Raw genomic sequence first — 12,388 nt, 5'->3', positions numbered from 1 at the left:
GTGTGTGTTTCAGTCGGCAGTGCTGTTATCCGTCACGGCGGGTTGCTCGCCCGTCGTGCGCCCGGTATCCGGGCTGATTTTTTCAATCGTGGCGCGCAGTTCGCGGCCCAGCACCACGCGGGCATCTTTGGCCCAGGCGTTCAGGCGTTCATCGAACATCAATTTGCTGGTGTCGGGGTTGGGCCAGACCAGTTTCAGCTCGCGCAATTGCTGGATGAAGCTGCGAAATAGCGACTTGTCGAAAAACTCCGGCGCGGCCGGTGCGTACAGCAACGAGAGGCGCTGCGCGGTGAGTTGGCAGAGGCTTTCCAGTTCACCGGCACCGAGCACGCCGGGACCGTTTTTTACCAGGATGGCAATGGCGATGTAGTAGCGTTCAAAGGCTTGCTGCAAGGTGTGGCCGAGCGCGCGCAGGCGGAACACTTCGTCGGTCTGGCCGGCATTGCGCTGCAAGATGCCGCCGTCGTCGTCACTGACTTGTTCCAGCAAACCTTCGCGCACAAACACTTCAATCGTGCGGTCGATACGCTGTGCAAAGGTGTCGGCATCCCACGGCAAAAACAACTCCGCCTGCAAGAACGGGTACAGGCTGCGGCCGATCTGTTGCAATTGTTTGCGACCCATGCGGCGGTTGTTCTGGAAGCACACCGCGATCCACGACGATGCGGTGAACAAATGCAGCACGTTATTGCGGAAGTAAGACAGCAACACCGCGTTATCGCCGCTGACGCCCAGCACGTCCCCGAGCGGGTGGGTGGTGCGCTCGATCAAGCCGATCTCTTCACCGTGCGCGATGATGTGTTCCGGCGTGTGCGGTGTCACCGTCACCCAGTGCGAATACGGCACCTCTGCCAACAAGGTTTTTGACAGCGCGATTTGCGCACGCAGGTCGGCTTCGCCCATCGCGTGCTTGGGCGTGGATAGCAATGCCAATGCCAGCAGGTTGATCGGGTTGACGTCGGCGGCGCGGTTGACATGGGTTTGAATTTTTTGCGCCAGCGCGTCCACCGTGCGCGAAAACCACACCGGCTTTTCATCGTCGCCCACCGGTTGGCCATCCCATTCCGGCGCATGCGTGGCGAGGATGTCACGCAGTTGAATGCGCTCACCAAAATTCACCACCACTTGCCCGTAATTGCTGCGCAGCACCTTGGGAATACCGGTGAGCAATTGCCAGATGGATTCTTTTTCTTTCGGCTTGCCAGACAGCTCATCCAGATAGCTGCGGCCTTCCATCAGTTTTTCGTAGCCGATGTAGACCGGCTGGAACAGCATCGGCCGGGTCGGTTGGCGCAGGTAGGCGCGCACGGTCATCGCCAGCGAGCCGCCCTTGGGTTGCAGCAGGCGGCCGGTGCGCGAGCGCCCGCCTTCGATGAAGTATTCGATCGAATAGCCACCGGCCACCAGCTGCGCCATGTATTCACGGAACACCGCCGAATACAGCGCATTGCCCTTGAAGCTGCGTCGCGCAAAGAACGCGCCACCTTTGCGTAAAACGCTGCCCACCACCGGCAAATTGAGATTGATGCCGGCAAAAATATGCGGTGCCACCACCCCGTGGCTATACAGCAGATAGCTGAGCAGCAGGTAGTCCATGTGACTGCGATGGCTGGGCACGTACACCACTTCGTGGCCCGGTGCTTCTTGCTTGAATTGATCTAGGTGATGCACCAACACGCCACGGTAAATCCGGTTCCACACCGAGGTCAGCATGAAGCTCAGTGAGCGCACCACCGTGTTGGAGTAGTCGGCGGCGATTTCCCAGAAATACGCATTGGCTTTTTTCCAGGCTTCTTCCGGTTTGCTGTTATCGCGCCGCGCTTGGTCGGCAATGGCGTCTTTGACCAGCGGTGCCGACAGCACTTGCTCGGCCAGCATGCGGCGGGTGGACAAGTCCGGCCCAATGACCACCTCGCGCACCCGACGGAAGTGGGTGCGCAGCACGCGCGAGACTTTGCGCACGGCGCGTTCCGGCGGTAAGTCCTCGGCCAAGGTCTCGCGGATCGACATTGGTGCGGCAAATTGCACCAGGGTGTCGCGGCCATTGAGCAGGATGGCCAGCAAGCGCCGGAAGCGGCCCACCATCGTCCAGTTTTCCGAAAACAGCACGGAAAACCAACCACTACTGCGCTTGGGGGCCTGGCCTACAAAAATCGATACCGGAACCAATTGCACATCCAGCGTCGCATTGCGTTGATGCGCTTGTAGCAACCGCGCCAACGAACCGGAGTGCGTCTTGTGTTCGGCTCCGGGCAGCAGGCCCAGTGCATTCACATGGCGTCGTGAGAGCGCTACATAGGCGCGCTTGCGCCCCAGCGGGTCGCCGGCGATAGGTTGCAGAGGCGGCGGCAGCCCAGCTTGCCGACAGGCGCGCTGCAAAATCAACGCATTGGACAGGCCGTAGTCTTCCAGCACATAGCAAATCGGCCGCGGATCTGCCGCGACCGCAGCATCGCTTTCGATGTCCAAAGTCAGCCATGGATCCAACACGGCTCCCAGCATCCGCGCCCATAGCGGCGCACGCGCGTTGCTGGTGCGCGCCGTTGGCAATGTGGTGCTGGGTGCGGCGGTCGCGGTCTCGGCATGACCGGACGTTACAAATTCCGGCACGGGTAGCGGCGCGGCATCACTGGCGGCGGTCGTCACGGCGTCACCACCCGTCGCGGGCAGAGTGCCGTCGGCAGGAGGTGGGTCGAACAGGCTGGCCTGTGGGGGTGTCTGGCGGTTAGGCATCGTTGCCATTATGGCCGAGCGGCGGGCGACGGGGGCGAATGCCGGCGACCGGGTGGTGTTGCAGTGCTGAGAAGGCGATCACGTTTTTGCGGTGATATGCGGCAAACCCAAACCGACTGCTGTTGGCAACAATAAAAAAAGCCGCCCCGAAGGGCGGCCCTGATGCTGCGGTGTTGACGTGTTGCGATCAGAACTTCTGGGTGTACTTGACGTACCAGAAGCGGCCAATGTCAAAACCACCGTAGGCACCCACCGTGGTCCAGTTGTCGGTGGGGTGCAGGGGGCCGCGCGGATATTGGGCGAACCCACGGGCGGTGGCACCCACGCCATCCTCCTTGCGGTATTCACCGGAAACTACGATCGAGCCACGGTCGTTACCCATCCCCCAGACCACGTCGCCCTTCTTGATCGCACCGTCGCCCTGGCCGTATTGACCGTAATACACGCTGGCCATCGCGCCTTCAAAATTCTGCCGGGTGATGACGTTGATCACGCCAGCGATGGCGTCCGAGCCATAGATCGACGAGGCACCGTCTTTCAGCACTTCAATGCGCTCCACCGCCGAGGCCGGGATGGTGGAGATATCGGCCAAGCCACTGGTGGTAATGAATTATGTGCTAGCGCACATTCAGCTGGCTTGCCGGGAGCGACCTTTCCGCCCGTGCGACGTAATCGGTCAGGTACCAGTAGCCGTCGATGCGGGTGGCGGGCAGCAGCGCGTCGATGCGGTGACCGGCCAGGGTATAGCGCAGGCGCAGCTGAGCTTGGTCGCCGGTTTGCTGCGCCAGACTGACGTGCAGGCTGCGTAGGGCCGCGTCGATGTCGAGGCCGTATTGCTGGCGCAGTTGGGCCAGCAAGGTGGCGAGGAAGGGTGATAGCCGGTTCAGGCTTTGGGTCATCCCCAGCTGGGTGAAGGCGGCGTCGCCCAGTTTGCCGTTGATGCCGCTGCGCACGGCGGCGGCGGCAACGATGGGGAAGAACCGTTGCGCACGCTTGGGGTCGGCCAGTGGCGCTTGCAGGGCCCACGCACCCACGGCGGCCATGGCTTGCCGGGTGTGTTCACGTTCGGCGGGGCTGCTGTCGGGGTCGGTTTGTACGTATTCGCCGCCAAATACCAGCAGTGTGCGGATGGCTTGGTCGATATCGGCATCGGCCCCGGCAAATTGGTTGCGAAACGTGGCCAGCAAGACCTTGTCGGCATTCGGCACTTGCAAGGCGGCCAACATGCGCGGGATGCGGGCATCCAGGGGCAGCTCGTCCAGTGGCCAGCGGCTATGGCCGTTGCGCCATGCTTGCTCCAATTCGGCGTGCAGCGCTGGCGGTACCGCCAGTTGCGCAAACCCGGCACCGTCGCGTGCCAGCAGGCGGTCGCGCAGCAGGTACACCGCGTCCACCGGGCGGGTGGCGAAAGTCGTGCGACGGGGGGGGTCCGCCAGCGGGGCATGCGGCTTTGCGCTGTTGGGCTGGCAGGCGCTCAGCAGTAGGGTCAGGCCGCAGGCCAGCGCGTAGGAGCAGCGACGAAGGGGGAGGAAACCTGACGGCATACGGGGGAGTGTCGGCGGCGATGCCTGCGGGTGCAAGTTGGCAGGCAAAGAAAAAGGAGGCCCGGGGCCTCCTCAAGAACCGGCAGGGCCGGTATGGACGACGGTTGTGGCATCACTCCGGCGTGCACCGGACGCAGAAATGTTACTTGCATGTTAAATTTAATGCAATAGGGTGTATTTAATGCGCAACCATTTGATTTTTATCAATAACTACAGCTTCCGTGTTCCATCGCCTGCAAGCGTTGCGGATAGGTGCTGGCCAGCAATTGCCGCCATGCCTGCCAGCCGCTGCGCCCGGCAGTGGCGTCGGCATCGCTGATGGTTTTGTCGACGCGGGTGTAGTGCAGGCCGAGGTACGAAATATGGGCGTCACGCAGGGCTGCACGCATGGCATCGATGTTTTTCTGGCCATCATCCACCAGCAGTACGCGGTCGTAGTGCAGGCGCAGGCGTTGCAGCAATGCGCGCAGCATCACGCCTTTGTCTTGCCCCGAGGTCATGAACACGCCTTGGTCGTAACTGACGTGAACGGGCTTGGCCGCCGCATTTGCTCGGGCATCCCAACTGCTACCTTCGGTTTGTGTGCTGAGCATCTGCGGCAGTGCGTAGCCGGCATCACGCAAGGTGCGTAAGGTGCCGCCGCGGTATAACGGGTTGCGCGAGGTCAGCAGCAGTTTGTCCGAGGCAATGGCATTGATCAGTGCCGGGCCATCGGGCTGGGTGGGGTGTTGGCTGGCGGCTTCGTAATTGAGTGCAATCACATCAAACAGGCAGGGCACTTTGCCCGGGTCGTCCTTGGGTAGGTGCTTTTGCCATTCGTACCATTTGTCGCTGCCAAAAAAGCCGTCGGAGGTCAGCAAGGTGTCGTCGATATCCAGCACCAGCAAGCTGCGCGCGTGGGATTCGGCCAGGGCCGGAGCGATGGCGGCAAGGCTGTCGATTTCGCGCACATCCGATGCCGCCATATGGGTGCGCGGCGCAGTGTTGGCGCAGGCGCTGAGGAGGGCAACGAACACAAGTGGCAATAAACGGCGCATGGCGAGGCTCATCGACAACGGGCGCTCAGTTTACTCGGCGCAGGTGACGGTTTCTGTTCAATCTGCCAGCAGGGCGCGGATATTGGCCAAGCTGGCGCTGCGCCGCTCGGCTTTTTGTGCGGCATCGGCCACCGGGTCGGCACCGTCGCGCTGCAATTCGCCAGCGGGGAGTTCATCGATAAAGCGGCTGGGTTGTAGGCGCAATTTATCGCCCCAGCGTTGTGCCTCTTTGGCGTGCGACAACCACAGGCGTTCTTTGGCGCGGGTGATGCCGACATAGAACAGGCGGCGCTCTTCATCGAGGCGGCCCTCTTCCAGACTGGCCTCGTGCGGCAGGTTGCCGTCTTCCACGCCGACGATAAACACGAAGCGAAACTCCAGCCCCTTTGCCGCGTGCATGCTCATCAAGCGCACCTGATTGCCGGCATCGCCTTTGTCGGCATGGCTGAGCAGCGCCAGCGCCGCCGCCAATTCGCCGGGGCCGGAGGTCTTGGGGCCGTCAAACCAATCGGCCAGCTCATCCAGGTTGCGCCGCCGCGATTGAAACTGCGCGGCGTCTTTGCAACTGGCCTGCAAGGCGGCCAGCAGGCCGGAGCGCTCATTGAGCCTGCGTACCAATTCGGCAGGTGACAGGCGGTGGGCGTCTTGGCGCAGGTCATGCAAGATGCTGGAAAACCCCTGCAAGGCATTGGCGGCGCGTGCGGGGAGTTGCTTGGCCAAGGTGATCGACTCACCGGCTCGCGACAAAGGCAGGTGCGCGTGTGCGGCCAGCTCGCCCAACTTGGCCAAGGTGCCGGCACCCACGCCGCGATTGGGCGACTGCACCGCGCGCAAAAATGCAGCGTCATCGTCGGGGTTGGCCAGCAGGCGCAGCCACGCCAACGCGTCCTTGACTTCGCCGCGATCCAAAAACGCAGTGCCACCACTCAAGTGATAGGGAATGCGCAACAGTTGCAGGGCTTTTTCCAGGGCGCGGCTTTGGTGATTGCCACGGAACAAAATGCAGCAGTCGGCCCATGGCGGTGCGCCATTGGGTGGGGTGAATTTTTGTCCGATAAATTGCAGCTCGGCGGCAACTTTGTCGGCCTCGTGCGCGGCGTCGCGGCATTCCCATACGCGGATGCGCTCGCCATCGGCAGCTTCGCTCCACAGCGTTTTGGGGTGCGCGTGCGGGTTGTTGGCAATCAGTGCATTGGCAGCGCGCAACACGCGGTTGGAGCAGCGGTAATTTTGTTCCAGCTTGACGATTTTGAGCGCCGGGTAATCCGTGCCCAGCGAGAGCAAATTATCCGGATTGGCCCCGCGCCAGGCGTAGATGCTCTGGTCATCATCGCCCACGCAGGTGAACTGGCCTGCGTCACCGGCAATGGCTTTCAGCAGGCGATATTGCGCATCGTTGGTGTCTTGGCATTCGTCCACCAACAGATAGCCGATACGCTCGCGCCATGCGGCGCAGACCTCGGCATCGGTTTCCAGCAATTGCACCGGCAGCCGGATCAAATCATCAAAATCCACCGCGTTGAAGGCAGTCAGGCGTTGCTGGTAACGCGCATACAAGGCAGCGGCTTCACGCTCGCGGGTGCTGCCTGCGGCGGCGCTGGCTTGCTCGGGCGACAGGCCGGCGTTTTTGGCGCGGCTGATGAGTTGCTTGGCGGCATCGATGACATCGGGCTTGCTGCCCGGCGGCAGCAAATCTTTCAGTTGCGCGGCCGAGTCATCGGCATCAAAAATCGAAAACCCACGCCGCAGCCCCAGCTTGGCGTGGTCAATCTGCAGGATCTTCAAGCCCAGCGCATGGAAGGTGGACACCGTCAATTCTTGCGCGGCGTCGCCCTTGATGCGTTTGCCCACGCGCTCGCGCATTTCGCGCGCGGATTTGTTGGTGAAGGTGATTGCGGCGATGCGCTTGGCCGGGTAGCGGCCAGACTGGATCAGATGCGCGATCTTTTCGATGATGACCCGGGTCTTGCCACTGCCGGCACCGGCCAGCACCAGCAGCGGGCCTTCGGTGTGCAACACCGCTTGCCGTTGTGGGGGGTTGAGGCCGTGGAGATGCGCATGTTGCATGCTGCCATTGTCGAAGCTGGCGGGCCTGCGTGCCAGCCTTGTGCGCCGGTAGAATCCGTGCATGGCCAAACTCTATTTCTACTATTCCGCGATGAACGCGGGCAAGACCACCACCTTGCTGCAAAGCGCGCACAACTACCGCGAGCGCGGCATGCGGGTGGCGATCTTGACCCCGCATCTGGATGACCGGGTGGCGACGGGTACGGTGGCCTCGCGGATTGGTTTGCGCGCGCAGGGGCTGGCGTTTTCACGCGATGCTGATTTGCAGCAGGTGGTGGAAGACGACATCCGCGATAACGGGCCATTGCATTGCGTGCTGGTGGATGAGGCGCAATTTTTGAGCAAATCGCAGGTCTGGCAGCTCAGTGAAGTGGTGGATGCGCTGCGCATCCCGGTGTTGTGCTACGGCTTGCGCACAGATTTTCGCGGGGAATTGTTCGAAGGCAGCCAGTATTTGCTGGCGTGGGCCGATGAGTTTTCCGAAATCAAAACCATTTGCCACAGCGGCAAGAAAGCCATCATGAACGTGCGCATTGATGCGCAGGGGCGCGCCGTACAGGACGGGCCGCAGGTGGAAATTGGCGGCAACGAGCGCTATGTGTCGGTGTCGCGTGCCGAGTTCAAGAAGGTGATGCGTGGCGAGGGACTGATCGAGCCGTTGCAGGTGCCGTTGCCGTTGTGAGTGGCTTGCCGCAGGTGTTGCGAATGTGCTGCACCTCACGCGGGACCGCACCACCTTCGGGTGCCAATAACTGCATCTCGGCAAGTACGGCATCCAGTGCCAAACGCGATAGTTGCGGTTGCTGCGGGCAGCGAATTTGTGCGGCATAAGCGCGTGCCAGCCATACCGCTTTGCGTTGTTCCATATTGCCGTTGTGCAGCTGCCCCAACTGGTCGAGCCGCGCCAGCGCGCCGGCTTGGCCTTGGCGTGCCAGCAAACGAGCCAAGGCCACGTCGGTACGGCGGGTGTGGGAGTGGTCGGGGCCATAGCCGGCGCGGGTCAGGCGCACTGCAGTTTCCAGCTCGCTGCGTGCTAGGTCGGTGTTGCCGAGGGCAGCCAGAATTTCACCGGTCAGGCGTTTGCTATCGCCGACCAACGCATGTTGCGCACCAAACTGCCGTATCCGCAGGCTTGTGGATTCGCGCACCGCTGTCAGCGCTTGGTGCTCGTGGCCAGCATCGTGCAAGATCATGGCTAGGTTGAACAAGCCGGCAGAGGTGAGTCCGTCATTGCCAGATTTGCGCCAAGCATCCACCGCTTGTTGCTGAAAGCGCATCGCACGCGCCAGGTCGCCGCGTTCCCACGCCACGATAGCCAAGCTGTTGTAAGCGCGGGCCATATCCGGATGGTTGGCATCCAGGCGTGTACGCATCCACGCTGTTGTATCCAGAAAAATGGTCTCGGCTTCATTGAAGCGGCCCAAATCCACATACAGCGCCGCCAGTTGGCGGTTGGCATCAATCGCGGTGCGATGGTTGGGGCCGTGCAAATCTTGCGCCAATTTCAGTGATTGTTTGCAGTCGCGCACGGCCGCATCCACGGCATCGGTATTGCGCTCCAGTGCGCACATGGCGCGCAGCATGTCGATGGCTTCGGGGTGGTGGTCGCCGGCTTTTTGGCGCAGGCGATCCAAGCCGGTGGCGATGGTGCGCAGGGCTTGCTCAGGGTTGCCGGCATCGGCTTGCAAGGTGGCCATATCGAGGGTGGTTTCGGCGACCCCGCTTTCGTCGCCCTGTTTGCGGCGCAGATCCAGTGCGCGGGTAAACAGCCGCTTGGCTGCATCGGCTTGATTCACATCGCGCAGGCAGCGCCCAAGCTGGGTGTAATACGCGGCAGCCTGTTGTGGCAGGCGAGTTTGCTCGGTATCAACCTGCGTACTCAATGGCTGCATTTGCGCCATACACCGCGTCGGGTTGCCCAATTGGCGCTGCACATTGCCACGCAAGGTGGCCGACTCCAGGCGCAGGCTGAACGGCGCATCTGGCAGGTGTGTCAGCAAATTGGCTTGCCGTTGCAGCAATTCATCGGCTTCACGATAGTCGCCTAGACTCAGCCGCAGTTGTGCAACCACACCGTATAGCTCGGCGCGTGCCTGCGGTTGTCGCGCTAGGCTGTGTTCGCCACGCAAAATGCCCATGTCCAGCAGGCTGCGCAGGTCGATCGGGGTGTTCGGCGAGCTGCTGGCATCTTGGAATAATTCGGCGATGAAACGTTGCATCGCTTGTGCGCGGGTTGCCTCGTGCAGGGCGCGCTGTGCCTGCCATGCGACCACGCCAAGTGCGGTGGTCAGCACCAATAAAATGGTCGAGCCTGCGGCAATCGACCAGCGATGGCGCTGCATGTATTTGCGTAGCCGATAGCCCATGCTTTCGCCGCGTGCCTGCACCGGGCGGCCACGTAAAAAGCACAGTAAATCCTGCGACAACGCTTCGGCCGATACATAACGCTGATTGGGCTGCTTGGCCAGTGCTTTCAGGACGATGTTATCTAAGTCCCCCGATAGCATCTTGGCGAGCCGGCGCGGGGTGTAGGGCTTGATCTGCAATGGATCGGCGAGGGTCGCAGCCTGCGATGGGCGCAAGGGGGCGCCTTCCAAGATCGCCTCTTCCCATTCGGCATCGGTTTGGCGCTTGAGCCGATACGGTTTGCTGCCAGTCAGCAGCTCGTACAAGATCACGCCTAACGAATACACATCGGTCATGGTGGTGACCGGCTCGCCGCGAATTTGCTCGGGTGCGGCGTAGTGCAGGGTGAACGCGCGCACGCCGGTGCGAGTTTGTTCTACCGGTAATGGACTGACATCCAGCAGCTTGGCGATACCAAAATCGAGCAGACGCACATGCCCGTCGGGGGTGACCAGAATATTGGAAGGCTTTAAATCACGATGCACGATGAGGTTGGCATGCGCATGGCTGACCGCATCGCAAATTTGCCGGAATAAATCCAGGCGCGCGGCGATGTCCAGTTGCCGCGCCTGGCACCAACTGGTGATCGGCTCACCATCCACGTATTCCAACGCCAGATACGGTTGCCCGCCTTGATCAACGCCGGCATCCAACAGGCGTGCGATGAACGGGTGCGCAAACCGCGCCAGTATTTCACGCTCGCGGTCAAAGCGCTGGCGCAGGCTGGAATCGACCAGGCCGGAGCGCAACAACTTCAGCGCCACTTTGCGCTCGTACAGGCCATCGGCACGTGCAGCCAACCATACCTGGCCCATGCCGCCTTCGCCCAGCACGCGCTCAAGCCGGTACGGGCCAAAGCGCGCACCGGGCACCACGCCGGCCGGTAGTTGCATCACCGGCGTGTTCAGGAATTCGGCATCGTCGGCTTCAAGCAGCAACAGACGTTCAAGTTCGGCGGCCAGTTGCGGGTCTTCGCAGCGCAGCACTTGCAGGTGCTCGGCGCGTTGGTCGGCAGGCAGCTCCAGCAGGGCATCCAGCAGTGGCGACAGGCGTTGCCAACGCGCGAGATCCATGCCGGCAACCGCCTCCCTGACCTTGCGGTCAGACCGACGGGGTCTCCTGCAACGAGGCCAGCAGGAACATCCGCGCTTTCTGCCAGTCGCGGCGCACGCTGCGCTCGGAACGCTGCATCAAGGCGGCGATTTCCAGTTCCGACAACCCGGCGAAATAGCGCAGCTCCACCACCTGAGTTAGGCGCGGATCCACCGCCGTCAGCCGGGTCAGTGCGGTATCCAGACCCAACATGTCCTCGTCCAAACGCAGCCCGCCTTCGATGTCATCGGGCAAGTCGGTCACCCGGTGCAAGTCGCCGCCGCGCTTTTGCGCCAAGCGCTGGCGTGCGTAATCCACAATGACAGAGCGCATCGCCGATGCGGCATACGCGAAGAAGTGCGCGCGATCGTCAAATTGCGCGCTGCCACTGCCGCGCCCGATCAGTTTGAGGTAGGCCTCGTGGACCAAGGCGGTGGCATCCAGCGTATGTCCATGCTGCTGCCCTGCCAGTTGGCGGCGGGCCATGCCATGCAGTTCCTGGTACAGCGTGGCCAGCACGCGATCCAGTGCATCTCGGTCGCCATCGCGGGCGGCATCCAGCAACACAGTGATGTCACCTGCAACAGTCATTGCGGTCAACAGAGGGCGGGGGAGCCGCCAGCATAGCGAATGCCGGCGGCGCTTGCGCAGCGATCAACGCTGGCAGTGCCCGCACCACACGCTGGCGCGCTGGCCGATGTTGGCGTGTTTCAGCGCACGCCCGCAGCGCGGGCATGGCGCACCGGCGCGCCCATAAACCTGTAATTCCTGTACGAAATAACCGGGCGCACCTTCCGGAGTCATGAAGTCCCGCAGGGTAGTGCCGCCACGGTCGATGGCGTGTTGCAGCACTTGTTTGGCGGCCATCGCCAGTGCCGCATAGCGTTCGCGGCTGATTTTGCCGGCCGCGCGCAGTGGCGAGATGCCAGCCATGAACAATGCTTCGGCGGCGTAGATATTGCCCACCCCCACGACTACTGCCTGATCCATCAGGAAGGTTTTGACTGCACTGCTGCGACCTCGGCTGCGTGCAAACAGATAGTCGCCATCGAAGCCCGCTTCTAGGGGCTCGGGGCCAAGCCCCGCCAGCAGCGAATGGGTTTGCCCCGGCGCTTGCCAGAGCAGGCAACCAAACCGGCGCGGATCGTGAAATCGCAACAGCTGACCATTGTCCAGCGCGATGTCCACATGGTCATGCGGCCGCAGCGGGGTGTTGGGCGGCAGTACCCGCAAGTTGCCGCTCATACCCAAATGCAGCAAAGCACTGCCGGCGTCGGTATCGAATAATAAATACTTTGCGCGCCGGCGAATGCTGCGGATTGGTTGGCCGGGCAACAGCTGCGAGACCTCACGCGGGATCGGCCAACGCAAATCCGGCCGCCGCAGCACCACCGCCGTCACCCGGCGGCCCTCGACATGCGGGGCCAACCCCCGGCGGGTGGTTTCAACTTCGGGCAGTTCAGGCATGTGGGGATTGTGCCTGTGCTTGAAATTCAGGGGAATGCTGGC

The 12,388-nt window shown here is 62.1% G+C and carries 8 protein-coding genes and 1 pseudogene; 1 reads left to right on the top strand and 8 read right to left on the bottom strand.

Annotation, left to right across the window (positions count from 1 at the left end; genetic code table 11):
- Positions 1-9: 9 nt before the first annotated feature.
- From plsB to PK789_RS04285, 5 genes and pseudogenes are all read right to left on the bottom strand, one after another.
- Positions 10-2,742 (bottom strand): glycerol-3-phosphate 1-O-acyltransferase PlsB, encoded by a 2,733-nt coding sequence (gene plsB, locus PK789_RS04305; RefSeq protein WP_503011894.1) that lies wholly within the window; start codon positions 2,740-2,742, stop codon positions 10-12.
- A 229-nt stretch (positions 2,743-2,971) separates the two neighbouring features.
- A pseudogene (locus PK789_RS04300) lies at positions 2,972-3,340 on the bottom strand (TonB-dependent receptor plug domain-containing protein); the annotation flags it as partial.
- A 10-nt stretch (positions 3,341-3,350) separates the two neighbouring features.
- Complete coding sequence (locus PK789_RS04295; protein ID WP_324307255.1) at positions 3,351-4,277, bottom strand: hypothetical protein; 927 nt, start codon at positions 4,275-4,277, stop codon at positions 3,351-3,353.
- Between the two features lie 203 nt (positions 4,278-4,480).
- Positions 4,481-5,314, bottom strand: a complete 834-nt coding sequence (locus tag PK789_RS04290) for a DUF2608 domain-containing protein (protein ID WP_324307254.1) — start codon at positions 5,312-5,314, stop codon at positions 4,481-4,483.
- A 57-nt stretch (positions 5,315-5,371) separates the two neighbouring features.
- The gene (locus tag PK789_RS04285; RefSeq protein ID WP_324307253.1) at positions 5,372-7,381 is read right to left on the bottom strand and encodes a UvrD-helicase domain-containing protein; all 2,010 of its coding nucleotides are present in this window, start codon (positions 7,379-7,381) and stop codon (positions 5,372-5,374) included.
- 61 nt (positions 7,382-7,442) lie between these two features.
- Between PK789_RS04285 and PK789_RS04280 the strand changes: the two genes are divergently transcribed.
- Entirely contained in the window at positions 7,443-8,063 is a 621-nt protein-coding gene (locus PK789_RS04280; RefSeq protein ID WP_324307252.1) for a thymidine kinase, read from the top strand.
- On the opposite strand, the gene PK789_RS04275 is transcribed toward PK789_RS04280, so the two are convergent.
- The 3 genes from PK789_RS04275 to mutM all read right to left on the bottom strand — a co-directional run bounded on the left by PK789_RS04275 (position 8,002) and on the right by mutM (position 12,346).
- Positions 8,002-10,860 (bottom strand): serine/threonine-protein kinase, encoded by a 2,859-nt coding sequence (locus PK789_RS04275; protein ID WP_324307250.1) that lies wholly within the window; start codon positions 10,858-10,860, stop codon positions 8,002-8,004. The genes PK789_RS04280 and PK789_RS04275 overlap by 62 nt on opposite strands.
- A gap of 28 nt (positions 10,861-10,888) precedes the next feature.
- Complete coding sequence (locus PK789_RS04270; protein WP_324307249.1) at positions 10,889-11,470, bottom strand: ECF-type sigma factor; 582 nt, start codon at positions 11,468-11,470, stop codon at positions 10,889-10,891.
- A 63-nt stretch (positions 11,471-11,533) separates the two neighbouring features.
- Positions 11,534-12,346: a bifunctional DNA-formamidopyrimidine glycosylase/DNA-(apurinic or apyrimidinic site) lyase gene (gene mutM / locus PK789_RS04265; protein ID WP_324307248.1), complete on the bottom strand. Its 813-nt coding sequence runs from the start codon at positions 12,344-12,346 to the stop codon at positions 11,534-11,536.
- Positions 12,347-12,388 lie beyond the last annotated feature (42 nt).

The sequence above is a fragment of the Thermomonas sp. genome (assembly GCF_035369645.1).
GTDB lineage: Bacteria > Pseudomonadota > Gammaproteobacteria > Xanthomonadales > Xanthomonadaceae > Thermomonas.
This window is presented reverse-complemented; position numbering and strand designations above follow the sequence as displayed.